We start from the raw sequence: 25,694 nt of genomic DNA, 5'->3' as shown, positions 1-25,694 counted from the left end.
AAATCTTCAAATCTTCAAATCTTCAAATCTTCAAATCTTCAAATCTTCAAATCTTCAAATCTTCAAATCTTCAAATCTTCAAATCTTCAAATCTTCAAATCTAATCATGAGTAATAGCTAATTTTTAGTCTTTGCGTCAGTGTGTGTGATAATCATCGATGATCTTTGTTGCTTTCAAATTTTTTACAAGACTTCAATTCTAAACGTTATGATTTGAAGCAAATAGATGACAGGTAAAATTAAAAATGGGCACTGTTACTGTTCGACCAACTGTTGAATCAGATTGGGAGATACTGAAAAAAATTACAGCTCAAGGCATTACATGACAGTCCTGATGTATTTATAGCAACAGATGAAAAAATTAAAACTCATAGTGACTCTGAATGGCGTGATAGAGCTGCGCAAAAAAGACCATGCCAGTTTCTATTGGCATTTGACGGAATGAGAGCTGTAGGCATGGTTGGAGGTACTATTGATAAACAGCATGAATTTACTGTAGTTGCAATGTGGTTGTAAGAGAATTATCGGGGAAACAGTTTTGCTGATCTTTTAATATGTAATCTAAAAAAATATGCAGCAAACCAAGGTTATACAAAAATTGTACTTCGTGTTGAATTAATTAATTTACGAGCTACTCAATTTTATTCTAAACAAGGTTTTATAAAAGTTCTTGAGCAATCTTCTTTAAAATCAGGCTTAGAGCTAAGCAGTCAAAAAATGGAGTGCTTGCAGTTCTTTTAATGGTCAACTTTTTTCATATTTAAGTGCTTAAAAAAAATAACTCTAATTTTTATATTATCAAATATTTATATTAAACATTTGTTTTATTTTTCATGTAATTGTCATGGGATTGCAAGTGTATTGTCATACAGAGTCTTTAGGTTATTGCAGTATTTCTCAAGGACCAAAGAGGTTAGACGTTGAATTACAAAGCACTCATCTGCTGTATGGTTTTCACCCCCATGCTGACAATGCAGGCAGCACAAGCAGAATTTATTAAAGATAGTAAAGCAGAAATAGATTTTAAAAATTATTATTTTGATCAAGATCAAGAGCCTAACGATAAAGATTCGACAGTTTGGGGACAAGGTATTGAATTGAGTTATCAATCTGGTTTTACCGAAGGTCAAGTCGGTTTTGGTTTAGATGCTACTGCGGCAGCAGGTATACGTTTAGACGGCAGTAAAGATAAAGCCAAAAATTCGTTGATGTTTCCTTTAGAGGGTGATGGTAGTCCAACAAATTATTGGACACGTGCATATCCCACTTTAAAAGCGCGCTATCAGAAAACTGATGTAAAAGTCGGGGAGTTACGCCCTAATTTACCCATTTTAAGTCGAAGCTTTGCTCGCTTGCTCGAATCTGCCTATTTAGGTGGTCAAGTCACTTCTAAAGATGTAAAGGGATTGACTTTAACAGGTGGTTACGTCACTAAAGCAATTCCACGTGCATCACGAGATGCGTCAAAGCTTTCTATTAAAGGCGCAACAGAAACCAGTGATGGGTTTATGTTTGGCGGTGCGGACTGGAAGCCCAATAAAAATTTAACGCTACAGTACTATGCCGGTGAGCTGGATGATTTTTATGTACAGCAATTTATCGGCGTGAAACACAAATTTCCATTCAGTGAAAACCAGAGTTTTAATACGGACTTACGTTTATTTGATACTCAAGCGACTGGAGCTAATGAGCGTGGTGAAAAAGGCTATGGCGCTAAAGTAGATAACCAGACAGCCAGTGTGGATTTCAAATACAAATTCAATAATCATCAGCTGCAATTCGGCGCGCAGAAAATTGGAGATGATGGCGATTTTCTGCATATGAATCAGGGCAGTTTAGACAACGGTGCAGATGGGACTTTCATTTACTTACCAACCAACCGTTTGTTGCAGAACTTTACCAATGCTGGGGAAAAGTCGACTTGGTATGGCTATCGTTATGACTTTAATGATCAATACTTAAAAGGCTTAAATGTATCGTTCCTGAAAGTACAAGGACGTGACTTTGGTAAATGTGGCTGTGCAACTGAGTCTGAAATTGACTATACCTTGCGTTATAAAGTTCCAGAAGGGAAATTCAAAAATTTAGGTTTTACTGCTCAATACGGAAAATTCAAAAAAAGTACAGGAACAAAGCAGGAACAAAGTCGTATCTACTTGACCTACACCCTGCCAATTTTCTAATCCAAAACCGATCAGATTAATTTATTAATAAGTTTATAGAGAAATAAAATGAATCATATTAATTCGAATCGTCGTCAATTCTTAAAGGGTTTGATGGGAGTCGGGTCTTTAGCGTTATTTTCTGGACTGAGTCCAGTAAGCACGTGGGCAAATGCCAAATTTCCGATTAGCCCATTTCAATTAGGTGTTGCCTCAGGTGAACCTTGGCCAGATGGCTTTGTGATTTGGACGCGTGTTGCACCATATCCACTTTCTGTAGATGGTGGGATGCCGAAGGAAGCTGTTGAAGTGGATTGGGATATTGCTACAGATATTGAATTTAAGAAAATTGTGCAAACTGGGAAGGCGCAGGCACATCCTGACTTGCATCACACCGTGCATGTGGAAGTGGCCGGTTTAGCACCGATGACACGCTATTATTATCGATTTAGATTGGCTGGTTATGAAAGTTCTGTAGGTACAGCAAAATCAGCACCTGCCGCGCACCAAATGCCAGAACGAGTTCGAGTCGCTGTAGTGGGCTGTCAGCATTATGAAACAGGTTATTACACGGCTTATGACTACTTGAGCAAAGAAAAAGAGATAGATTTAGTTTTCCACTATGGTGACTATATTTATGAAGGACCAGAGGGTAAAGGCGGGGGACGTGCAATCGGTGACTTGCGTGTGTCTATTCCAGCGCGTCAACATATTGGTCCGGAAATTCAAACTTTACTGCAATATCGTATTCGTTATGCACAGTACCGTGCAGATCCTGATTTGCAAGCTGCACATGCATCTGCACCTTTTGCGATGACTTTTGATGATCATGAAGTGGATAACAACTGGGCTGCAGATATTGAAGAAAAAGGCGAGAAGAAAGACATATTTTTACTGCGCCGCGCAGCAGCGTTTCAAGCATGGTATGAATATATGCCTGTGCGTTTAAAACAGAAGCCGAACGGCCCAGATATCCTTGCTTACCGCACTTTAGATTATGGCAAAATGCTACGGATGAATATTTTGGATACACGCCAGTACCGTTCTCCAATTTTATGCACCAAAGCTCAGTTAGAAGATGGGTTTGATAAAATAGATTACTGCCGTACGGAAAATAGCCGAAATGAGCAGGTTCTTGGTAAAGCACAAGAGCAATGGTTGGCGAAGCAAATGCGCCATGATAAGCGTTGGAATGTCTTGGCACAGCAAATTCAGGTTATGCCTTGGGTACGTTATAACAAATCAGGCAAAGCTTATTTTGGGAAAGATACGTGGAATGGCTATCCATACGCACGCGAGCGCTTGATTGAATCTATCAAAAAAAATGCACCTCATGGTAATACAGTAATTTTATCAGGAGATTTGCATCAATATTTTGCAGCGAATATTCCAAGTGATTTGAATGATTTTAAGAGTCCATCGATTGCAACCGAATTTTTAACTACATCGATAACCTCTACCGGCAATGGTCAACCAATTCGTCCAGGGCAGGAAGATGTGCTGAAGTTAAATCCACACATCAAATTTATCAATGATCAACGCGGTTATCAGACTTTAGACTTTTTTAAAGACTATATGCGTACAGACTTAAAGGTTCTAGACTTTGTTGAAAAACCAGGTGGAAAAATGACGACCGTTGCAAGTTTTGAAGTGGCTTACGGCAAGCCAGAACTGAAGCAGATTGAATCTTAATAAAACGGTATCAAAATACTTCTGCTAAATTAAATAAAGCGCTTAGATGGTTCTAAGCGCTTTATTTTTATATTGGATATGCACATCTATTAAAAACCACTGCCCATGCATGTGATCTACAATCCATGCAATGGGACAAGATGCTGATTTTTTAATCAGATTTTTTGTGTGTGGCAGAAATAAGATGGTTAATTTCAGTTTTGGCTTTAATCATATCGGCTTGGAATTGTGGATCTGCCTGTAGGCGTGAAAATTGCGCTGCTCCCATAATACGGCCAGCATCGACATCACTTTGCCAATGCATATTGCACACGACTCGGCTTTGCCCAAATTCAATACCACGTTTAAGAATTTGACTTTGACGCTCAGGACGTAACTCTGCTAAGACTAATGCATATGTCCAACCGATAGTTGTATGTCCAGAAGGATAGGAAACATATTGATTTTTTTCATTTTCTTCTTCAGGAGTACAAGTGCTGACATTAAAATAGCCATATGGACGTTCACGGCTATATTTCTTTTTTGCAGTTTGAGTAGAGTATCTACTATCAAGTTTAATCTTTCTTAAAATTTCAAATAAAATAGGTGTATTTTTCTCATTAATTTCTAAGCCAAATGCAGATGAAAAAGGTCGCCCTAAATGTGCATTTGAAACATCAGCATCAATTTGTGCTTCCTTCCAGCGAGCCGTATTTTTCAAATATTGAGATTGTTTGAAAATACTTTGATCACGAATAAAATCTGTACTATAGGCTTGTGGAGGAGTAGATAATATTTCAAGACTATTTGGAGCTGAGTCAGGTGTTAGATATGAATCTGCGGCTATGGAGTGTGCGCTTAAGCAAACCCATATTAATGTAGAGATGGCACATGGAGTATAAAATTTTAAGTTTGTCATGATATAGCTAAGTTTTGAATAATTAAAAAAGCGCTCATACCATAAGCAATAATATTGACTCTAAGATGACAAGAATTAATAAGATGAAAATTATCGCAATATAAATAAGATTGAAATGCGGGAAAATCGGAATGAATAAAAAAACCACCCAATCTTTCGAAAGGGTGGTTTAGAACTCGAAACTAAAATTAAGCTTCTTGCTGTTCAGATTGAATTGCCGTTAATGCAATGGTAAACACGATGTCATCGACCAAAGCCCCACGTGACAAGTCATTTACAGGCTTGTTTAAACCTTGCAGCATTGGGCCAACACTGACTACATTTGCAGAACGTTGAACTGCTTTATAGGTTGTATTACCTGTATTTAAGTCCGGGAAAATAAACACATTGGCACGACCAGCCACTTTAGAGTCAGGTGCTTTAGAACGTCCCACACTTTCCACCGATGCAGCATCGTATTGAAGCGGGCCATCAATCAGTAAATCAGGACGGCGTTCTTTGGCAATGCGTGTTGCTTCAGCCACTTTCTCGACATCTGCACCTGCACCAGAAGTACCTGTTGAATACGAAATCATTGCGATACGTGGGTCAATACCAAAAGCTTTCGCTGAATCTGCAGATTGAATCGCAATCTCTGCAAGCTGTTCTGCATTTGGATCTGGATTAATGGCACAGTCACCATATACATAGACTTCATCTGGTAACAGCATGAAGAATACTGAAGAAACCAATGAATAATCAGGTGCAGTCTTAATCAATTGGAATGCAGGACGTACAGTATTCGCCGTAGTATGTACTGCGCCTGAGACTAAGCCATCCACCTGATCGAGTGCAAGCATCATGGTACCTAAAACCACAGTATCTTGTAGCTGTTCACGTGCTTGTAGATCATTGAGTTTACCTTTACGCAGCTCAACCATTTTAGGCACATAGTTTTCACGAATCAGATCTGGATCAATAATTTCCAAATCATGTGGAAGTTCGATATTACGTGCTTTTGCAACTTCAATCACGGCTTCAGGTTTTGCCAATAAAATACAGTGTGCAATGCCACGTGATTGACAAATGGCAGCCGCCTGAATGGTGCGTGGTTCATCACCTTCAGGTAGAACAATTCGTTTTTTCGCAGCAATAGATTTTTGTACTAATTCATGACGGAATGCAGAAGGGGACAAACGGGGTTGATACGAACCATTCAATACTTCAGTAATCCACTCAGCATTGATGTGGCTTGAAACAAAGCGGGTCACTTGTTCTGCACGTTCTACGTCATCGACAGGAATTTCATTGCCTAAATTTGAAAGTTGTTGTGCCGTTTCAAAAGTGCTTAAAGGCGTATGTAAAATCGGTAAGCCTTGCTTAATCGCGGTTTGGCAGAAATCCAAAACTTGTGGGTTCGGTTGATGGTGTTCAGTCAAAACCAAACCGGCAAGTGGAATACCATTGCTACTTGCAAGGCTAGAAGCCAACAACACATCAATACGGTCAGAGGCGCTGATAATCAGTTCACCTGCCACAAATTTGTGAAGTTCATGTTCAATATTAGATGCAACTAAGCTGCTATGTAGTACGCGTCGATGAGCAGCATCGCCTTGGTTGATCCATTCTGATTGAATATGCGTTGCCAAGTCAGACATGCGAGGTACGCTGAGCGTATTACTAAATGGAACGAGACCAATGACAGGTAGCTGTGCAGAACCAATTTGTGGATTACTTTGTTGTAATTCGAGTACAAATTTATTGGTATCACTGATTAAACGCAGATTTGGATCAAGCGTGACAGGAATTTGCGCAGATTCTTCTGGCAAACCACGTGTGCGCATAAACAAAACGCCCGCAGTACGTTCAGATGCTGCACCACCGAATTGGCGTAGAGAACTGTCAATTTTCTCAGCCGTTTTCGTGGCATTTTGAATATCTGCTGTGCTGACAATAATTACTTTAGCATCAAGAGCTTTTGCTAATGTCGCGTTCAGTTCTGAGGCAAAGTTATCTCGGCTGTTTGGAACCAAGCCTTCAACAATAATCAGATCATGCTTTTTTGCAATTTCACGGTGCAAACGAACAGCTTCTTCGAGCAATTCATCACTTTCATCATGACTCAGTTGTTTCACGATGGTGGCATGATGAATGGGTTCTACCGTTTCATTATTAAATAAATGATGATAAAGAGCCGTTGTACGGTCTACAGTATCTGCGACATTTTCCTGTGAAAATGGTTTCAGAAAACCTGCTTTGACCCCTTGGCATTCCAAAGCATAAATTAAACCTAAGCATGCAGATGTTAAACCTACACCTTCCCCAGTTGGCACGAGTAAAATTGTTTTCATACGGTGTCTAAATTAAAGCTAAAAATTAATATTGAAGGCGAAGGGGCTGATGCGATTGCTTATGCAATCGCAGCTTCAGCATCAGACTTTTTTGTAACAGACGCTGTCACCTCGTCTACAACATGCTCAGTTTCTTTGGCAATACGGCCTTCTTCATCGGTTGGAACAACCCAAATTTGTGGGCCAGTACCGTGGTCAATACGACCTTCAGTACCGCGTTTTAAGTTGTCATTTAATTCTTTACTAAGGTTGAAACCAAAGTGCGGTAAGTATGAAACCGTTTTTTCACGAATGTAGGCAGAATTTTCACCAATACCACCGGTAAAGAATAGACCATCAATACGTGGCAGACCACAGCTTAAACCTGCTAAAGATTTAGCTAAACGGTAGCAGAAAACTTCAATGGCAAGTGCGGCATCTTCGTTGCCTTGTTCCGATGCTTCGATCAACGTACGCATGTCATTTGAAAGATCAGACAAACCGAGTAGGCCTGATTGGCTGTTCAGCATCTTGTCGATTTTGTAGATATCCCAACCTAAGTTGCTTGCAAGGAAGCTGTGAATACTTGGGTCGACATCACCACTACGTGTGCCCATCACCACACCTTCAAGAGGTGTTAGACCCATTGACGTATCTACAGATTGACCATTCCAAATCGCACAAGTCGAGCTACCATTGCCTAAGTGAGCAGTTAACCAGCCACCTTGTTTAAAGCTACCTGCCAACATTGAGCCACGCTCAGATACGTAGGCATGGCTAGTACCATGGAAGCCATAACGACGCACGTTATGCTGTGTGTACAAGAATTTTGGTAATGCATAACGGTATGCATGAGACGGCATTGTTTGGTGGAATGCTGTATCAAATACGGCTACTTGCGGAAGTTCAGGGAACAAACGCATGGTTGCTTCGATCCCTACCAAGTGAGCCGGGTTATGCAATGGAGCAAGCGGTGTAGCTTCACGAATACGTTCAATAATTTCTGGTGTTAATAGCTCAGCTTTGGTTAATGTACCGCCGTGAACAACACGGTGACCAATCGCTTGAGGATTATGGTGAGCCAAACGCTCTAAAATAGTTTCGAGGGCTTTTTCATGGTCAGCATGTGGAATAGACAGCTCAAGCGCATCACCACCTGTAGTGACCCCTTTAATACGTGCATCAGCAGAACCTAGGTTCTCGGCTAGACCAAAAATACGATCTTCACGGCGCTCAGAAACTAACGCATATTTGATAGAAGAAGATCCGCAGTTAATTACTAATACTGATGTAGACACGTTTAAATACCCGAATTCTAATTGAAATACTTATCCATAATATTGATCTGATTGCAGTTATATTGATTGATGCAATTTAGATCTGTGATGATGTTTTATCATGGGTTTTTTTATCGTTCTAGATAGACTTTAGGAGATTAGACTTAAGCACTATCGACCCTGAGCACAATAATAATTAAAATTTATCAGTTCATAGTTTTCATTTATTAATAAAATAGTCCTCAAAATTTATACGATTTAAGGGATATACATAGAACATAACATGCGTTCGCTGCGCTGTAATCCTCAAATTGTTGCAAAAAAGCAGGTAAATTAATTTTTTCTTATTCTTCTCAAACATTTAATTGTCAAAAAATCTGTGTTTCAATTCTAGATCCTGTGTGTTTACAGGCTTATATTTCAATATATGAACCCTGGGTCTAATTTTTTTAAATCACCATAAAAAAGCTGCACCTTTACTCAGAAAAGCACAGCTTTCATTATCTTATTAAGTGTTATTGACGAATTTGACCATCACCAAACACAATCCATTTTTGAGAAGTTAGACCTTCAAGACCAACTGGACCACGTGCATGGATTTTATCGGTTGAAATACCAATCTCAGCACCAAGACCATATTCAAAACCATCTGCAAAACGCGTTGAGGCATTAATCATCACTGAACTCGAATCTACACGCGCCAAGAACTGACGAGCCAGACTAAAGTTTTCGGTAATGATTGAGTCGGTATGGTGTGAGCCATATTTGTTGATGTGCTCAATCGCTTCATCTAGGCCTGTAACGACTTTCACTGCCAAAATCGGGCCTAAGTATTCGGTATACCAATCTTCCTCAGTTGCAGGAACAATCGATTCGCCCAAAATGCGCTGCGTTTCAGCACAGCCACGCAGTTCAACTTTTTTCTCCGCATAGAGTTCAGCAATGCGTGGTAAAAATTCCTCAGCGACATTTTCATCGACAAGTAAGGTTTCCATGGCATTACATACGCCATAACGGTGTGTTTTGGCATTGAGCGCAATAGGTAATGCTTTTTGCAAATCAGCCTGAGCTTCCACAAAAACATGGCAGTTACCATCAAGATGTTTGATAACAGGCACACGTGCTTCATTGGTAATACGTTCAATTAAGCTTTTGCCACCACGAGGTACGATCACATCGACATATTCAGGCATAGTAATTAATTGGCCAACCGCAGCACGGTCTGGGGTATTAATGACTTGAACGGCATGTTCAGGCACACCTGCGGCACTTAAGCCATGTTGAATCGCTGCCGCAATTGCTTGGTTAGATTCCAAAGCTTCAGAACCACCACGTAAAATAATCGCGTTACCTGATTTAAGCGCTAAAGATGCGGCTTCAAGGGTGACATTTGGGCGAGATTCGTAAATCATGCCGACAACACCTAGCGGTACGCGCATTTTGCCCAGCTGAATACCTGTCGGACGAAAGGCCATATCGGTGATTTCGCCAATCGGGTCAGTGAGTGCGATTACATCTTTTAGACCTTGGAGCATGCCTTTAAAGCGTGTGGGGGTAAGTTCTAAGCGATCAAGTAGAGCACTATCCAAGTTGTTGTTATGCGCTTTGGTCATATCCACTTGGTTAGCTGCCAAAATTGCAGTTTCACTGTTTTGTAAAGCAGTATAAATTGCTGATAAGGCATTATTTTTAGTCTGGGTAGAAGCCCCTGCGAGCACACGTGATGCTGTGCGTGCTTGCTGTCCTACCGTTTGCATGTATTGTTCAATAGACTCTTGCATAGCGGTTTGATCACTTAGAAATTTCAACTCGATATTAACAGCCTGTGACTGAACAATGAAGCACTTAAGTGCATATTCGACTGTACTTGCTGACTAGAATTAACATTTTGAAATTGTTTTTAGAGCAAAAGTAGATAAGCGGCGGGGATATCAGTTGCTTGTAAAATGAACCTCTGTATAGAATGAAACAATAGCGACATTGAAGTCGTACAAATAACGATTAAAGAGCAGGACGCTAAGTCGAGCAGAGTCTCTAAATGAATTCCTGACAATAAAAATAAGGCAGGAATGGAGGAAAGGAATATGAATTCCATTATCCAAATGGATCCCACCGTACAGGAAAGTACGCATTACAGTTTTTTCGATCTGTATGACAAGCAAAGCTTTAAACAGCCTGCCAGAACGACATGGATTGATGGCTGGAAGGTCGAATATATGGCCATTGCACAACCTGAAACCATTCATCGCACCCCGATTGTTATTATTGGTGGGGCATTTCAAAACTTTAATTCCTACAAATATTGTGTCGAACAACTATTTGCGGCAGGACCTATTATTTTAATTGATTTACCCTCTATGGGCTCAAATCAGCAAATTACCAATGTCGATACTTCGGTGTCGGCAGGGACTTTAGAGTTGGGTGATCTGGCACAGATGTTAGGCGTTTGGTTGGATGTTGTTGGGCTAGAAAAAGTATCCGTGATGGGGATGTCACTAGGTTCAGTGGTGGCTGCAGGACTGGCGGATCAACGTCCTGAATTGATTGACCGCATGATATTGATGGGCGTAATGCAAAAAACGCGCAAGAGCTGGCGCATGTTGCTTGAAGAATCCTTGCATTTGATGAAAGAACAGCGCATGGATGAATTTGGTCAAGCGGTGATTTTGTATTTGGTTAATCATGCGAAACTGGATGTGACGCGGATGTCACCGACAGCGAAGCGTTTGTTCTTTAGACAAATGGCTGAATTCACCAATACCGAACAAGAGCGTTATGACATTAACTGTAATCGTTTGCTGCGTTTGCAAGACGTGCCGATTCCACAGTGTGATGTATTGGTGTCTTGCGGGCAGTACGACAGTTTTACTTTGCCACATGAAAATGCGGGCTTTGCGTTGCAATGTCCGAATATGCAATTTGCCATGATTGCCAATGCGGATCATTTACCGCAGTTGCAACGCCGTAAGGAAACCATGAATTTGTTTGCAACTTATCTACGCGGTGAGTCTATTCAGCAGTTGGAAGGGATCATTCCAATGAGCCGAGAGCAAATGCAAAATATCGAACGCCGTGGCGAAGCGCGGGTGAGTGTACAACAGCCATTCACGCATTTATCTCATCGCCATTCAGACCTTGTGGTTGATACTCAAATTACGGATTTAAATTATTTTGGCGTGTTGTTGAATGTGCAGGCTGAAATGTTGGACTTCATGCATGCATATCCACGGGATTTGGCATTACATCTAGAAGATGAAGAAGGTGAGTTTAAAATTGAATGTCTCATCTTTGACGTTGTAGATACGCAGGTTCGTGCTTTGTTTAAGCATGGTAGTTTTGAGTTGGCGGAGCGTTTATTGCGCTTTGTACAACGCCAAAAAGAAGATGTGTTGATATTAGAAGCTGTAAGTTAAAACATGAACATATAAAAAAACAGCGCTTTAGCGCTGTTTTTTTGTTTTAGCATGGACCATCCAAACCAAATCTCCACAGTGCTGCTCTGCATCGTGAAAAGGAATCACTTGTTCTTGCTGCTGTTGTAGAAAGTATAAGGCCGGCTGAACGACTTTTACTTCTTCAAATCCTGTATGGGTGAAAAACTGCTGTAATTCAGCAGGGGATTGAAAATGAAAAGTAAAAGCGCTGCGTGACATAACTTTGAGTAATTTACTACTGGCCCAAATAAAGCGTGCTAAACGGTTCTTGACGGGTTCTGGATAGATGTCGGTCAGATAATGTAATTCCTGAAACGAGGCGCCATATTCGGTGATCCCTTGCAATAACTTATTCAGTAGGGTTTGATCAAAATAATTAATCAGACCTTCGCTAATCACCACCAAAGGACGTTCAGGGTCAAAACTCTGAAAAATACGTTCAAAATCTTGAGTAAAAATGTCACCAGTTAAGACCTCAGGGGCATGCGGGTCAATTTGTTTGAGTGCTTGTGTTTTGATTTTTGCCATATCCGGCAAGTCGAGTTCACGATAGTCAATTTCAGGATGCTTGGTGCGAAAATTCCAACCGCGCGGGGAGAGGCCACAGGCAATTTCGAGTACTTGTAGCTGAGGGTGTTGGGTAATGAATTGATCTAAATGTTGATCGATCATGGCATGGCGCTGTTTAAGCGTCGAACGCATGCTACCGCCCACATTCTTTTCTGCCCAGCTTTCTAAAGGATGGACTAAACGTGCTAAAAATTTGCCTTTACGTGTGGCAAAAACGGGATGCGAAATCCCCATGCTGTACCAAATATAGCCGGTGTAATGTGCAGTAAAGGAAATGTGTCGATGTTCCGATAAACTTTGTGTCATGTCGTCCTGACCTAATGTTGTTTTTATTGGCAATTTTTGTATAGCGCCGAAGCACTTATTTTGTCTTCATCATAAATCAAAAAGGAGCACCTTGTCGTGCTCCATTTTCTAGAATTTTGAAAGTCTTGGATTAGCAATATTGATTTTTAAAATCCACAATACGGTTACGCACGTTTTGCCAGTCCGCTCCGAGTTCAATGCTTTGTCCAATCTCAATTTGTGGGATTTTACCGCGCATACGTTCTAGGCGTTCTTGATTTGGGAGAGCCAAGTTTTGAATGCCATCCAGCGCAATGCATGCAGATTCACGGTTATTACATACAAGGCCCATATCACAACCTGCATTTAATGCTGCTTGGATACGAGCATCTGCGCCGCCAGCGACACAAGCGGCTTGCATGCTTAAATCATCGGAGAATAAAACGCCATCAAATTGGAGCTCTTGACGTAAGACTTTCTGAATCCAATACGGTGAAAATCCAGCAGGATTAAGATCAATATTTTCATAAATCACATGCGCAGGCATTAAGGCATCAAGCTGTGGTTGCAGTTGAATAAAGCTTTGCATGTCTTTTTGATAGATTTCTTCATAACTACGATGGTCAATGGCAGCAGCAACATGTGAGTCTGCTTTCACCGAGCCATGGCCTGGGAAATGCTTACCTGTAGATGCCATCCCCGCACGTTTCATACCTTTTAAGAAAGCACTTGCCAGTGGAATGATGTCTTGCATATTTTTGGCAAAACCACGGTCACCAATCACATCACTGACATCATTTAGGTCCAGCACTGGTGCAAAACTAAAATCGATGCCGACCGCAAGGACTTCAGCTGCCATCAACCAGCCACATTGTTCAGCCAGTTCAACAGCTTTTTCAGGTTCAGTTAAGTAAAGTTCTCCAAACTTACCCATAGCTGGTAAGAGTGTGAAGCCTTGTTTTAATCGTTGTACACGACCACCTTCCTGATCGACGGCAATTAAAATATCAGGACGGATTTGACGCATATGGTCGGTTAGGGCACGAACTTGTTCAGGAGATTCAATGTTGCGACCAAATAAAATCATGCCGCCAACTTGTGGTGCCTGTAATAGTTCAATATCTTCTTGGGTAAGTTCTGTGCCAGCAATGTCGAGCATTAATGCGCCAATCATATTCGGTGTCCGTGTTGGAATTTTTAAGGAAAAACAATACCTGAATTCTGCAATGATTTGCTACACTTTGTCAGCAGAGAATATGATAAAACTACACGACATAAACATATTAAGTTGTTTAAGATTTTGAATCTATTCAATTCAGGTCGAAAACCAACACGGTAATATTGGTCTTAATACCAAGGAAGTACAAATTATTTATGAAACTTCAAACATTAGCTTGTGCCGTTGCGATTGCGACAGGTGGATTCTTTTTCACTCATGTGGTGAATGACGCAATTGCTGCCAATAATACAGAAGCAGTGAGCGCGGGTACTATTCAGCCCACACAAGAGCAAGCCTTGGTCTCACGTCAGCTTGCAACATTGGTAGACCGTCAACACTATTTAAATCAGCGTTTAGATGCCAATACATCTAACCGTATTTTAGATTTTTATATTGATAGTTTAGATGCTGAACATACGTTGTTCTTGGCATCGGATATTGAAAATTATAAAAAACGTTATGGTTCAACTTTTGGTGCAAATCTCAAAGCGGGCAATTTAACAGGGCCGTATGCGATTCATGCGCAATATCGTGAGCGCTTAAAACAGTTCTACACCTATATGTTGGAAGAGCTGAAAAAGCCACAGAATTTAAATCAACCGAATAACTACATCGAAACCGATCGTGAAAAAGCGCCATTCTTTAAATCGACAGAAGAACAGCGTGCGCATTGGAATAAAATGTTGGTCTCTCAGCTGATCAATTTAACCATCAGCAAAGAAGAAGAGAAAGCCAAACAAAAAGCGTTGAAAGATGACCCAACACTGGCAAATGGTCAAGACTTAACAGGTCCTGAAGACTTAACACCTGTACAGACTTTAACCAAGCGTTATACGCGTCAGTTAGAGCGGATTAGTCGTTTAAAAAGCGATGATGTGCTTGACAAAACTCTGAATGCCATGATGCTGACGTATGATCCGCACAGTAATTACTTTCCACCTGTAGATGCGATGGAATTGAACCGTCAAACCACGCTGCAATTGGAAGGGATTGGGGTGTCGATTCGTCCTGAACGTGGCAACGAAGACTACACTAAAATTGAAACGATTGTAGAAGGTGGTCCAGCCAGCAAATCAGGACAAGTCAAGTCAGGTGATCGCATTGTTGGTGTTGCACAAGATGGCGACAAAATGGTGGATGTGATCGGTTGGCCGAGCAATGAAATTGTCGGACTGATTCGTGGTAAACGTGGCACCAAAGTGACTCTACGTTTATTGGGTGCTGGTGCGTCCATGAATCAAGCGCGAAATGTCACAATTGTACGTGATGTGATTCAAGAAGAAGATGCAGGCGTGCGTTCACGTACCGTTGAAATTGAGCGTGATGGCAAAAAGCATAAGTTCGGTGTAATTGAAATTCCATCGTTTTACTTGAACTATCGTGCCCGTCGTGCAGGTACAGAATACCGCTCTGTGTCAGAAGATACCAATAAAGCCTTAAAAACTTTAGATGCGCAAAATGTTGAAGGCATCATCATTGACTTACGTAACAACCCTGGTGGCTCACTTGAAGAAGTGGCACGTATGCTTGGTCAAGTGATTAAATCAGGTCCAGTGGTGCAAATCCGTGATGGCAATGGCAATGTCAGCGTGTTTGAAGATGATGATGGGGGCGCGCAAACTTATGCAGGTCCATTGGCAGTATTGATTAACTTGGCTTCGGCGTCTGCGAGTGAAATTTATTCTGCTGCGATTCAAGACTATGAACGTGGTGTGGTGATTGGTAGCACCACAACGGGTAAAGGAACAGCGCAGGTACAACTTGACTCTTTAGCCTATGGTCAAGCAACCTTAACGCAACGTAAATTTTACCGCGTGACTGGCGGCAGTACCCAAAATAAAGGGGTCGTGCCTGATATTAAGTTGGTTGATATTTACAATGAAGAGTTTGGTGAACGTAAAGCGAAAAATGCTTTACAGTGGGATACCATTCCTACAGCACCGTTTAAACGTGAAGGCTCGATCCAAGCCTATGTTCCCGATTTGATTAAGTCATCTCAGCAACGTGTCAGCATTGATCCGCAATTTAAATATTTAGAGCAACGTACTGCGATTGCGAAAAAGACAGAAGAGCAAAAGCGTGTGGTGCTTGACTTAGCGAAGCGTAAAGCCGAGCTGTTGGCACTAGAGCAAAAGTCTTTGGATGCTGAAAATCAGCGTCGTAAAGTGGTGGGTCAAAAACCTTATGCCAACTGGGAAAGCTACCAAGCGTCTATGGATGCATTGGTGGAGGCACGTGCAAAAATGAAGGCAAACCAACGTCCAGCACTGCCTGAAGAAGAAGTCTTTGTGACGGAAGCAGCAAACGTGCTAATGGACTATGCCAAATTACAAGGCAAAACGCATACAACAACAGCCAAAAAGTAAGTAATTCATCCATAAATAACATTGAGATGATTGCTTGAGTTTTTGACAGAAAAGATGAATTTATCCATTGAGAAATAGCGAGCTACGGCTCGCTATTTTTTTGTGAGTAGGGCGGTGTTCGATTTAAATCTAGAAAGCAATCTATAAATGATTCTAACTTATTCATTTTATTATGATTAGACACTGTTCTAAAATAATAAACACCTGATGCAATTTTTATCAAAAGTTTAAATTTTAGTGAACTTCATCAAGCTTTATTTTTTTAAATTAATCAGTTGCTTAAAATCTTGAAAGAAAGACTTGACCATTACCGTAGACTAATAGATTCTAAGAGAAAATAAGTAAGTAATTGAAAATGTAACAAGTTAAAGGGAAGAGATAGATTGGGTAATTCGGTTAAAGAAAGTGCCACGATAACCTAAGCGGAACGCTTGATATGACCCATATTCATTATGATTACAATCTGGTCGTTGGTTCAATCGTAGTTGCATTATTAAGTTGTTACTTAGCTGTTTCACTCGAACAAATGTTGTTCCGTGGAACACGACCAAGATATGAAAATGTCATTTTATTATTCAGCGGTGCAATTTTAGGTGCTGCGATTTGGTGCATGCATTTTGTAGGCATGATGGCCAGCCATTTACCTTCAAATCATAGTTTTGATACCAGTCTTACTCTGACATCCTATTTTATTGCCTTTGTCGCGTCCACTTTTGCCGTGTGGTTAACCACACGACTGACGCTACCATTTCCTCGTTTAATTTTAGGCTCAGTTTTAATGGGGCTAGGCATTTCCGGAATGCATTACACGGGGATGCTGAGTTTAGACGTTCAGGGTTATGAGCAACGATACGAACCTTTCATTGTTATCTGTTCAATTTTAGTTGCGATCTGTGGCTCGTGTTTGGCATTTTGGCTAACGTTTAAAAATAAATACTCGCCAAAACGTAACATCATGAATGCCTTTGTTGCGGTCATGCTGACTTTTAGCATTGTCGCTATGCATTATATTGGTATGGCAGCTGTTGATTTTGTACCGCTAAACTCGATGGATGTATTGGTTGCAGCTCAAATTAACCATAATTTATTGCTATTTATTGTCTTATTTGTCACCAGTTTATTGTTGATGGCGGCCTTTAGCGTTGCAGTACTTGAGCAACGTTTAGAACATCGCAGTTTGCAGTTGATGCGCGCAAATCGAGAACTAGCCAATCAAGCTGTACAGGACAATTTGACCCGTTTACCTAATCGACTATTTTTGGCTGAATATGCACATTTTCTATTTACAGAGCATCGCTTAAGACAAGATAAAATTGCTTTTATTTATATTGATATCGACCGTTTTAAAGCGGTCAATGATGTGTTTGGACACCATGTGGGTGATCAACTACTGATTCAAATTGCTACGCGTATTCACCGTTTAATTAATGATAAAGCCAAATTGCTACGAATCGGTGGCGATGAATTTCTGATTGTACTTGAGTCGGCAAGCAATGACTCTGCCACAGCAATGTCTGAAAAAATATTGGAATTGATGCAAGAAAGCTTTTTGATTGCAGGTAAGGAAATCAATATTTCAGGTAGTATTGGTATTGCGATGTACCCAGAACATGGTGCGAACTTACAAGATCTGCTGATCAATGCAGACACTGCAATGCTGAGTTCGAAGTATCAGGGGCGTAATACCTATTCATTTTTTAATTATACTGCCGACCAATTTGAAGAAAAAAGTCAGACGAAACTGATCAATGATTTATATAAAGCGGTAGAAGAACAGCAATTTATTTTATTTTATCAGCCAAAATTTAATGCCGTTGATCGTGAAATTTGTGGGGTTGAGGCCTTAATTCGTTGGAATCATCCAACTCTAGGTATGTTGACGCCAAATAAGTTTATCAATGGTGCAGAAAAAACTGGACTGATTATTGCCATGGGCTATTGGGCGCTTGAAGAAGCCTGTAAGCAAATTCAGCACTGGGAAAAGCTGAATATGCCGTTGTATCCTATTGCGGTCAATTTATCAGCGATTCAGTTTGAACATAAACACTTATTTAGTACTTTAGAGTCACTTTTTGCACGGTATGAAATTAACCCGTCACATTTAATTATTGAAATTACCGAGTCAACTGCGATGCATCATATCGATGCCAGTATTGTAACTTTTGAACATTTGAGAAAGATGGGAATTAAAGTTGCGATTGATGACTTTGGTACGGGACATTCAAGTTTCTTGTATTTAAAAGAACTGCCTGTAGATGAGCTGAAAATTGACCGTGAGTTTATCCGCAATTTGAGCGTCGGTTCTAAAGAAGAAATTATTTTAGAAAGTATTATTCACTTGGCAATTCGACTGGGTTTAACGGTCACTGCAGAAGGTGTAGAGACAGAACAACAAGCAGAAATTTTAAAACGTTTAGGTTGCCAACAGTTGCAGGGATATTTGTTAGGAATGCCGATGCCAGTGGCACAGCTTGAAGAAAGCATGAAAATGAAAGTTGAATAAAGTCATTTGTAGTCTGATCGCATTGCCAATGTGTACAGAAAAAAAGAAAATGAAATGTGCTATATCGTCGATAAAAACAGGTCGTCATCCAATGTAAAACATCAAGACACACCACGCTAAGATTTTGACTCAACCCGATGTGGTTGATTATTTTTAATGGTCAATCTGATACAATATCGCCAATTTTCCATATTGATCAGATCTGATCTTTTGCACTGCGAGTTTTGCAGTAGGTGTCTTTCATGAGTTTTAAAGAAGAATTAGCGACACAGGTCGCTCAGCGACGTACTTTCGCTATTATTTCCCACCCCGATGCCGGTAAAACCACAATGACAGAAAAACTGTTGTTATGGGGACAGGCGATTCAGGTTGCAGGTATGGTAAAAAGCCGTAAATCTGATCGTGCGGCAACGTCTGACTGGATGGAAATGGAAAAAGAACGTGGTATTTCGATCACCACTTCTGTTATGCAGTTCCCGTTTAAAGACAAGATGATTAACTTGCTCGACACCCCAGGGCATGAAGACTTTTCTGAAGATACCTACCGTACATTAACCGCTGTTGACTCTGCGCTCATGGTGATTGATGGTGCAAAAGGTGTCGAAGATCGTACGATCAAATTGATGGAAGTGTGTCGTATGCGCGACACGCCGATTATTTCATTCGTCAACAAAATGGACCGTGAAATTCGTGAGCCATTAGAACTGCTTGATGAAATCGAAAACGTTTTAAAAATTAAATGTGTTCCGATTACTTGGCCACTGGGCACAGGTCGTGACTTTGCCGGTGTATTTAACCTACTCGAAGAAAAATTCTACGTTTATAAGGCAGGTTTCGGTTCAACAATTACGGATATTGAAGTCCGTGATGGCTATGACTATGCAGATTTGCGTGAAAAAGTCGGTGATCTCGCTTGGGCTGCATTTGAAGAATCATTGGAATTGGTTCAAATGGCCAATGAACCTTTAGACCGTGATGAATTTTTGGCAGGCCGTCAAACGCCAGTCTTGTTTGGTACGGCACTCGGTAACTTTGGTGTGGACCATGTTTTGGATGCATTTAGTCAATATGCGCCTGAACCTAAAGCACATCCAACTCAAGACCGTAAAGTTGAAGCGACTGAAGAAGGCTTCACTGGTTTCGTCTTTAAAATTCAAGCCAATATGGATCCAAAACACCGTGACCGTATTGCATTCATGCGTATCTGTTCAGGTAAGTATGAAAAAGGCTTAAAAATGAAACATGTGCGTCTAGGTAAAGATGTGCGTATTAGTGATGCTTTAACGTTCCTTGCTGGTGACCGTCAGCACCTTGAAGAAGCATGGCCGGGCGACATTATCGGTTTGCATAACCATGGTACGATTCAGATCGGCGATACCTTCACTTCGGGTGAAGATTTACACTTTACCGGTATTCCTCACTTCGCCCCTGAAATGTTCCGTCGCGTGCGTTTAAAAGATCCGTTGAAGTCAAAACAGCTGCAAAAAGGCTTAAAAGAACTTTCAGAAGAAGGTGCAACTCAGGTCTTTATGCCGCAAAACAGTAACGATTTAATCGTGGGTGCTGTGGGTGTACTTCAGTTTGAAGTTGTGGCTTATCGTCTGAAAGAAGAATACAAAGTTGATTGTATTTATGAGCCTGTAAGTATCAATACCGTACGTTGGGTATCGTGTGATGACGAGAAAAAATTCAACGAATTTAAGAAAAAAGCACACGACCAATTGTCTGTCGATGGCGGTGGTCATTTAACTTATCTTGCACCAAGTCGTGTGAATTTACAGTTAATGCAAGAACGTTATCCGGATATCGTGTTCAGCAATACACGTGAACACTAAGTTGTTCTTTTACAGAAATAAAACAGCTTCTTCGTGAAGCTGTTTTATTTTGTGGTAGAGTTTTTAAATCCATACATTACGCAATCATTTGGTCGTTTAGGACATCATGAAAATATTCAAGGATGCTACAGTTTTTGCACTTTTGGGGAGTGTTTTGCTGCTCAGTGCATGTGATTCAGGAAAAGAAAACAAAGCGACAAAGCCGGCCGATGATGGCGCTTCTGAAGCGGTCGTGATCAATCCAGATGTTTTGCCCTATTTAAATATTCGAGAGCAAGCCGCAAAAATTGCCAAACCGTTTTGTGAAAATAAAAGTTGTATTGATTTAGAGATACAAACCATTCAGACCGTAGATACGTGGTTGAATGGTTGGATTGAAAAAAATCAGGCCAGCGTCGTACAAGATCAGATTGCATTAAAGCAAAATATGAATCTCCAACAAGCCGTCGATGCGTATGTGAAAAAATCAGATGCTTGGCAGGCAGAGTTTAAAACCAATAAAGCCTATGAATTGGCCATGTACACACGAGTTCCTTATCAACGTAATCAATATGTGTTGCTGCAAATCGGTGTTGATACCAAACAGGAAAATATCACGGTCAAAGAGCGGTATTATTTTTTTGTGGCAGACCGCCGTGCGAAAAAGAATCTTAAACCTTTAGATATTATTGATGCAAAGCAACAGCAAAATATGGATGCTATTGTGCAGCAAGCCTATAGCAAATGGTTAGATGAACAAGAGGTAGATGTCAAAAAATCGGCACCGAAAAAACTCTATTGGGGCCAAGCAGATTGGTTCTTTGATCAAGAAGGTATCGGTTTGCATTATCGTACAGATGAAATTGTCAAAGATAGTAAACAACTGGATATTTATCTCAGCAAAGCGCAAACACAACAAGTATTGAAAGCTGACGTTTATCAGCATATGTTCTAATCAACGAAAGTATTTAATTTGATAAGATATTTACCAAAATAAATATCAATTATTCAAAATGAAAGGTTGAAGCAATGGTGCAAAAAAATAAAATTTGGGCAAGCTCAATATTGGCAGTTTCTGTTGCATTCACGGCGTGTCAGCCACAACAAGCTGAACCTGAAAAAAAGCCAGATCAAGCAAAAACTGAACAGCCAGATTTGAGTGCAAAACTGATTGGTGATGCGGAAAAATTACAACTGAATTTACCTGAATGTGATGGCGGGGTCTGTCCTGAAATTTCAGTTGAACGCTTAAACAGTAATCAAGCCTTTATTGATGACTTTATTGATGCGGAAATTCTAAAACAGTTAGGTGAAATTCTATCTGTATCGCCTTTAGAAGATAAAACGCTGAGTACTGATGCTCCCGCTGCAAGTGAAGTTCCTGCAGCGTCTGAAGCAAAATCTGCTTTGGCAAAGGTTGAAACGCCCAAATTAAAATTGGAAAAAGCCACGCAGCCTTACATGCAAGCGTTCTTAAATTTAGATAAAGAATTGAAATCTTTAAGTGCCAATCAGCAAATCAGTTTGATGATTAAACCTAAAATATTAAATGCTGAAAAACCCTTGGCAACAGTGGTTTTAAATACCAGTTCATATTTAGGTGGAGCGCATGGTTCTTCTGCACAGCAATATTATAACTTCGATTTAAGCACTCAAAAATTGGTGCAGCTCAACGACATATTATTGCCAAATCAACGTGCTGAGCTTGAAAAGCGGGGCTATGAAGTCTTTAAAACTTGGGTGAAAGATGCCAAGTTGGCAGACAATATTCAAGAATACGAACAGATTTGGAAATTTAAACTGTCTGATAATTTTTATCTGAGTCAGCAAGGTTTAATTTTGCAATATGCCGAATATGAAATTGGGCCGTATGTGGTGGGTTTACCACGTTTGACCATTCCGTATGATCAATTGCAAAGTGTATTGAAAAAGCAATATCTACCTCCAGTTGAAGCTGTTGAAGCCTCAGCCGCAAAAGCAAATTAATTAGTTCAATGACTTACTCACTGTTTGATACGCATACGCATTTTGATGTTCCCGATTTTGACGCTGATCGGGAACAGTTGGCGTATGCTGCCAAACAGGCGGGTGTCGATGCGTTGGTATTGATTGGTTTTGTACAGTCACGTTTTCAAGATTTGCTGCATACCCAAGAGTTTTTAGATCGTTTATCCAATGTTCCAACAAGCTATTTAGCTCCCGGCTTACATCCGTTTTATATTGAGCAACATCGTACAGAACATTTGTTGGATGTGGAGCAGATGCTAAAGCAGCATGATTGTGTTGCTGTCGGTGAAATAGGTTTAGATACCTTTTTGAAACAGCATAAACAGCCTGAACTTTTTCAAAAGCAGCAGCAGTATTTTTCCGCACAACTTGAGTTAGCACAGCAGTTTGATAAACCTATTTTGCTGCATATTCGTAAATCCCATGCGGAGGTGCTTTCGATGTTGAAAAAGCATCAATTTAAGCTCGGTGGTATTGCACATGCATTTAGTGGTGGTGTTGAAGAAGCGAAGGCATTTACCAAGCTAGGTTTTAAAATTGGTATAACAGGGCAAATCACCAATCCCAATGCAAAAAAATTACATCAAGTGGTTCAGACTTTGGGTGTAGATCATTTGGTCTTAGAAACTGACTGTCCCGATATGACACCCTTATGTTGTCAGCATTCGACGGAAGGGCGTACCCGTAATACGCCTGTTAATTTACCCTATGTATTGCAGGGGCTAGCTCAGAGCTTAAACCGTACTGAGTCTGAGATTGCACAGATCTTATGGAAAAATTCATTACAGGCATTGCATCTGGACGCTTAAGCGGCAACAAATATGACGCCGCTTGATTGAATCTGGCTTTTATTCGCATCGTGCATGCAATGATGGTTTTCTAAAAAAAGGCGCATTATGCAATTTCTAAAATGCTTTAGACTTGGCATTATGCTGTTAAATTATTTTGAGTGAGTTTCACATGGCACAAGGACTATTGGCTGGCAAACGCTTTTTAATCGCGGGTATTGCAAGTAAGTTATCAATCGCATTTGGTATTGCGCAAGCTTTACATCGCGAAGGTGCAGAACTGGCTTTTACTTATCCAAACGAAAAATTAAAAAAACGTGTAGATGATTTTGCTGAACAATTTGGTTCAACTTTAGTTTTCCCATGTGATGTAGCAGTGGACGCTGAAATTGATACCGCTTTTGCTGAACTTGCTAAACATTGGGATGGTCTAGATGGTGTTGTGCATTCAATTGGTTTTGCACCGGCACATACTTTAGATGGCGATTTCACTGATATTACCGACCGTGAAGGTTTTAAAATTGCTCACGACATCAGCGCATATAGCTTTATTGCGATGGCTCGTGCGGCAAAACCTTTATTGGCTGCACGTCAAGGTTGCTTATTGACGCTGACTTACCAAGGTTCTGAACGCGTAATGCCAAACTATAACGTTATGGGTATGGCAAAAGCGTCACTAGAAGCAGGCGTACGTTATTTGGCAACAAGTCTTGGCGCTGAAGGTATTCGTGTAAATGCGATTTCAGCAGGTCCGATTCGTACCTTAGCGGCTTCAGGGATTAAATCTTTCCGTAAAATGTTAGATCTAAATGAAAAAGTTGCACCGCTTAAACGCAATGTAACTATTGAAGATGTCGGTAATGCAGCATTGTTCCTTTGCTCGCCTTGGGCAAATGGTATTACAGGTGAAATTTTGTATGTTGATGCTGGCTTTAATACTGTAGGTATGAGCGCTGATCTAATGGCAGATGCTGAGTAATTCTCTTTAAGTTCCCTCTCCCTTTGGGAGAGGGCTAGGGTGAGGGAATAAAAACCTCTCCCCTTGGAAACAGTGTTTCTCATCTCCTGGAAGGAGAGGGAATAAATAAAGCATAAAAAAGACCGCAAAAGCGGTCTTTTTTAGATTTGAAGATAAGCGATTAAGCTTGGCCTTCAGCAGCAGTTTGCGCACGTTGCAAATTCGCTTCGAATTCAGCATCGAAGTTAATTGGTGTAAGCAATAATTGTGGGAAGCTGCCTTTAGTAACCATATCGTTCACAGCTTCACGTAGGAATGGGAACAAGATATTTGGGCAGTAAGCACCAAGAATGTAAGGAAGACGTTCTTCTTCAACGCTATCGATTAGGAAGATACCTGCTTGAGTAACGTCAACGATAAATGCAGTGTCACCCGCATTGTTCGCTTGAACGACAACTTTCAGTGAAACTTCGAAGTGTGTTGGATCAACTTTTTCTGCAGAAGAAGAAAGGTTGATATTTAGTTCAGGCTGCCATTCTTTAGTAAATACTTGAGCCCCAGGTACTTCGAAAGAAATATCTTTAGTATAAATACGCTCTAATGCCAATTGTGGTTGAGCTTGTTGTTCTTCACTCATTGTTTATTCCTTAATATGAGGTGACGATTTATGTTTAAAATTAAGATAGCATGCCGTCGAGTTTGCCTTCACGCTCTAAAGCATAAAGTTGGTCAAAACCGCCAATAAACTGATCATTAATAAAAATTTGAGGAACGGTACGGTGGTTGGTGCGTTGCATCAATTCAACACGTACTTCAGGCGCTTCATTTGATAAATTAATTTCTTTATAAGCCACGCCTTTACGCTCTAGGAGCTGTTTTGCACGAATGCAGTAAGGACATACAGTTGTTGAATAAATCGTAACTTCAGCCATGTTAATCTCCTAAGAAGCGCTTATTTGCTTTTAACTAGAGGTAAGCCTTGAGCTTTCCAGTTGCTAATGCCGCCGTCTAAACGGTATGCATCTGCATGACCGACTTGTTGCAATGCAGAACCTGCCACTTGACCAAGGTTACATACAAAAACCAACGGGCGATCAGAAGTTTTTAACTCTTCAATGTGTTTTGTAATTTGGCTATATGGAATATTACGGCTACCGCTAATATGACCTTCGCGGAAGTCTTTCGCATCACGTAAATCAATCAATTGAGCATTTTTAGCTTTAACTAAAATCCCTAAAGATTGAGGTGAAATTTTGCGACCATTACGCTGGCCTTCAAGAATAAAGAACAGCACGACTAATACAGCCAGCGTTCCAAATAAGAAGGGGTGATTCCCCATAAATTCGAACCAACGTTCCACAATTCACCTAACTACAATTTTAAATTGCCAAGAGTATAGCCCATAAATATGG

Annotated in this window: 19 protein-coding genes and 1 pseudogene; 11 read left to right on the top strand and 9 right to left on the bottom strand. The window is 40.5% G+C overall.

Translation table 11 applies throughout. The features are described 5' to 3' along the window. Positions 1–528: 528 nt before the first annotated feature. From FTT85_RS18925 to FTT85_RS01440, 3 genes and pseudogenes are all read left to right on the top strand, one after another. A pseudogene (locus FTT85_RS18925) lies at positions 529–741 on the top strand (GNAT family N-acetyltransferase); the annotation flags it as partial. A 221-nt stretch (positions 742–962) separates the two neighbouring features. Then, positions 963–2,183, top strand: coding sequence for an OprD family outer membrane porin (locus FTT85_RS01445; RefSeq protein WP_162689716.1), 1,221 nt, complete (start codon positions 963–965; stop codon positions 2,181–2,183). A gap of 48 nt (positions 2,184–2,231) precedes the next feature. Further along, a complete protein-coding gene (locus tag FTT85_RS01440; RefSeq protein ID WP_180182665.1) occupies positions 2,232–3,854 on the top strand; it encodes an alkaline phosphatase in 1,623 nt (540 codons plus the stop codon). Positions 3,855–4,005: 151 nt separating this feature from the next. Here FTT85_RS01440 and FTT85_RS01435 read toward each other — a convergent pair whose 3' ends face one another. The 4 genes from FTT85_RS01435 to FTT85_RS01420 all read right to left on the bottom strand — a co-directional run bounded on the left by FTT85_RS01435 (position 4,006) and on the right by FTT85_RS01420 (position 10,119). Further along, a complete protein-coding gene (locus FTT85_RS01435) occupies positions 4,006–4,752 on the bottom strand; it encodes a phosphatase PAP2 family protein (RefSeq protein WP_180182664.1) in 747 nt (248 codons plus the stop codon). Between the two features lie 188 nt (positions 4,753–4,940). Then, positions 4,941–7,082 carry a phosphate acetyltransferase gene (gene pta / locus FTT85_RS01430; protein WP_180182663.1) on the bottom strand — a complete coding sequence of 714 codons (2,142 nt, stop codon included), beginning with the start codon at positions 7,080–7,082 and terminating at the stop codon, positions 4,941–4,943. Between the two features lie 59 nt (positions 7,083–7,141). Next, positions 7,142–8,359 (bottom strand): acetate/propionate family kinase, encoded by a 1,218-nt coding sequence (locus tag FTT85_RS01425; protein ID WP_078192700.1) that lies wholly within the window; start codon positions 8,357–8,359, stop codon positions 7,142–7,144. A gap of 494 nt (positions 8,360–8,853) precedes the next feature. Further along, positions 8,854–10,119, bottom strand: a complete 1,266-nt coding sequence (locus FTT85_RS01420; protein ID WP_180182662.1) for a glutamate-5-semialdehyde dehydrogenase — start codon at positions 10,117–10,119, stop codon at positions 8,854–8,856. 303 nt (positions 10,120–10,422) lie between these two features. On the opposite strand from FTT85_RS01420, the gene FTT85_RS01415 reads away from it, so the two are divergent. Further along, the gene (locus FTT85_RS01415) at positions 10,423–11,751 is read left to right on the top strand and encodes an alpha/beta fold hydrolase (protein WP_180182661.1); all 1,329 of its coding nucleotides are present in this window, start codon (positions 10,423–10,425) and stop codon (positions 11,749–11,751) included. 27 nt (positions 11,752–11,778) lie between these two features. Here FTT85_RS01415 and FTT85_RS01410 read toward each other — a convergent pair whose 3' ends face one another. Both FTT85_RS01410 and nagZ read right to left on the bottom strand, forming a co-directional pair. Beyond that, positions 11,779–12,648, bottom strand: coding sequence for a class I SAM-dependent methyltransferase (locus FTT85_RS01410; RefSeq protein WP_180182660.1), 870 nt, complete (start codon positions 12,646–12,648; stop codon positions 11,779–11,781). Between the two features lie 130 nt (positions 12,649–12,778). Beyond that, the gene (nagZ, locus tag FTT85_RS01405; protein ID WP_078192696.1) at positions 12,779–13,801 is read right to left on the bottom strand and encodes a beta-N-acetylhexosaminidase; all 1,023 of its coding nucleotides are present in this window, start codon (positions 13,799–13,801) and stop codon (positions 12,779–12,781) included. A gap of 200 nt (positions 13,802–14,001) precedes the next feature. Between nagZ and FTT85_RS01400 the strand changes: the two genes are divergently transcribed. From FTT85_RS01400 to FTT85_RS01370, 7 genes are all read left to right on the top strand, one after another. Continuing rightward, complete coding sequence (locus FTT85_RS01400) at positions 14,002–16,212, top strand: carboxy terminal-processing peptidase (protein WP_180182659.1); 2,211 nt, start codon at positions 14,002–14,004, stop codon at positions 16,210–16,212. A gap of 436 nt (positions 16,213–16,648) precedes the next feature. Further along, positions 16,649–18,715 (top strand): EAL domain-containing protein, encoded by a 2,067-nt coding sequence (locus FTT85_RS01395; protein WP_180182658.1) that lies wholly within the window; start codon positions 16,649–16,651, stop codon positions 18,713–18,715. Between the two features lie 242 nt (positions 18,716–18,957). Further along, positions 18,958–20,550: a peptide chain release factor 3 gene (locus FTT85_RS01390; protein ID WP_078192693.1), complete on the top strand. Its 1,593-nt coding sequence runs from the start codon at positions 18,958–18,960 to the stop codon at positions 20,548–20,550. Positions 20,551–20,656: 106 nt separating this feature from the next. Next, positions 20,657–21,484, top strand: a complete 828-nt coding sequence (locus tag FTT85_RS01385; protein ID WP_180115863.1) for a hypothetical protein — start codon at positions 20,657–20,659, stop codon at positions 21,482–21,484. Positions 21,485–21,558: 74 nt separating this feature from the next. After that, entirely contained in the window at positions 21,559–22,515 is a 957-nt protein-coding gene (locus FTT85_RS01380; RefSeq protein WP_180084685.1) for an RsiV family protein, read from the top strand. An 8-nt stretch (positions 22,516–22,523) separates the two neighbouring features. Beyond that, entirely contained in the window at positions 22,524–23,345 is an 822-nt protein-coding gene (locus FTT85_RS01375) for a TatD family hydrolase (protein ID WP_180115862.1), read from the top strand. Positions 23,346–23,496: 151 nt separating this feature from the next. Then, entirely contained in the window at positions 23,497–24,303 is an 807-nt protein-coding gene (locus FTT85_RS01370; RefSeq protein WP_078189642.1) for an enoyl-ACP reductase, read from the top strand. A 160-nt stretch (positions 24,304–24,463) separates the two neighbouring features. Here FTT85_RS01370 and secB read toward each other — a convergent pair whose 3' ends face one another. Genes secB through FTT85_RS01355 form a run of 3 tightly spaced genes read right to left on the bottom strand, consistent with a single transcriptional unit; the run spans position 24,464 to position 25,642 of the window. Further along, positions 24,464–24,919: a protein-export chaperone SecB gene (secB, locus tag FTT85_RS01365; RefSeq protein ID WP_078189641.1), complete on the bottom strand. Its 456-nt coding sequence runs from the start codon at positions 24,917–24,919 to the stop codon at positions 24,464–24,466. 40 nt (positions 24,920–24,959) lie between these two features. Continuing rightward, positions 24,960–25,214, bottom strand: a complete 255-nt coding sequence (grxC, locus tag FTT85_RS01360; RefSeq protein WP_078189640.1) for a glutaredoxin 3 — start codon at positions 25,212–25,214, stop codon at positions 24,960–24,962. A 20-nt stretch (positions 25,215–25,234) separates the two neighbouring features. Continuing rightward, positions 25,235–25,642: a rhodanese-like domain-containing protein gene (locus tag FTT85_RS01355; protein ID WP_078189639.1), complete on the bottom strand. Its 408-nt coding sequence runs from the start codon at positions 25,640–25,642 to the stop codon at positions 25,235–25,237. Positions 25,643–25,694 lie beyond the last annotated feature (52 nt).

The sequence above is a fragment of the Acinetobacter sp. YH01020 genome (genome assembly GCF_013420275.1).
In the GTDB taxonomy this organism is placed as follows: domain Bacteria; phylum Pseudomonadota; class Gammaproteobacteria; order Pseudomonadales; family Moraxellaceae; genus Acinetobacter; species Acinetobacter amyesii.
Note: the sequence above shows the minus strand (reverse complement) of the source record. Positions and strands in the feature narration are given on the sequence as shown.

Excerpts from the sequence above, each read along its gene's own strand:
- FTT85_RS01445 (WP_162689716.1), top strand. The coding sequence starts at position 963 with ATGCTGACAATGCAGGCAGCACAAGCAGAATTTATTAAAGATAGTAAA.
- FTT85_RS01440 (WP_180182665.1), top strand. The coding sequence starts at position 2,232 with ATGAATCATATTAATTCGAATCGTCGTCAATTCTTAAAGGGTTTGATG.
- FTT85_RS01435 (WP_180182664.1), bottom strand. The coding sequence starts at position 4,752 with ATGACAAACTTAAAATTTTATACTCCATGTGCCATCTCTACATTAATA.
- pta (WP_180182663.1), bottom strand. The coding sequence starts at position 7,082 with ATGAAAACAATTTTACTCGTGCCAACTGGGGAAGGTGTAGGTTTAACA.
- FTT85_RS01420 (WP_180182662.1), bottom strand. The coding sequence starts at position 10,119 with ATGCAAGAGTCTATTGAACAATACATGCAAACGGTAGGACAGCAAGCA.
- FTT85_RS01415 (WP_180182661.1), top strand. The coding sequence starts at position 10,423 with ATGAATTCCATTATCCAAATGGATCCCACCGTACAGGAAAGTACGCAT.
- FTT85_RS01410 (WP_180182660.1), bottom strand. The coding sequence starts at position 12,648 with ATGACACAAAGTTTATCGGAACATCGACACATTTCCTTTACTGCACAT.
- nagZ (WP_078192696.1), bottom strand. The coding sequence starts at position 13,801 with ATGATTGGCGCATTAATGCTCGACATTGCTGGCACAGAACTTACCCAA.
- FTT85_RS01400 (WP_180182659.1), top strand. The coding sequence starts at position 14,002 with ATGAAACTTCAAACATTAGCTTGTGCCGTTGCGATTGCGACAGGTGGA.
- FTT85_RS01395 (WP_180182658.1), top strand. The coding sequence starts at position 16,649 with ATGACCCATATTCATTATGATTACAATCTGGTCGTTGGTTCAATCGTA.
- FTT85_RS01390 (WP_078192693.1), top strand. The coding sequence starts at position 18,958 with ATGAGTTTTAAAGAAGAATTAGCGACACAGGTCGCTCAGCGACGTACT.
- FTT85_RS01385 (WP_180115863.1), top strand. The coding sequence starts at position 20,657 with ATGAAAATATTCAAGGATGCTACAGTTTTTGCACTTTTGGGGAGTGTT.
- FTT85_RS01380 (WP_180084685.1), top strand. The coding sequence starts at position 21,559 with ATGGTGCAAAAAAATAAAATTTGGGCAAGCTCAATATTGGCAGTTTCT.
- FTT85_RS01375 (WP_180115862.1), top strand. The coding sequence starts at position 22,524 with ATGACTTACTCACTGTTTGATACGCATACGCATTTTGATGTTCCCGAT.
- FTT85_RS01370 (WP_078189642.1), top strand. The coding sequence starts at position 23,497 with ATGGCACAAGGACTATTGGCTGGCAAACGCTTTTTAATCGCGGGTATT.
- secB (WP_078189641.1), bottom strand. The coding sequence starts at position 24,919 with ATGAGTGAAGAACAACAAGCTCAACCACAATTGGCATTAGAGCGTATT.
- grxC (WP_078189640.1), bottom strand. The coding sequence starts at position 25,214 with ATGGCTGAAGTTACGATTTATTCAACAACTGTATGTCCTTACTGCATT.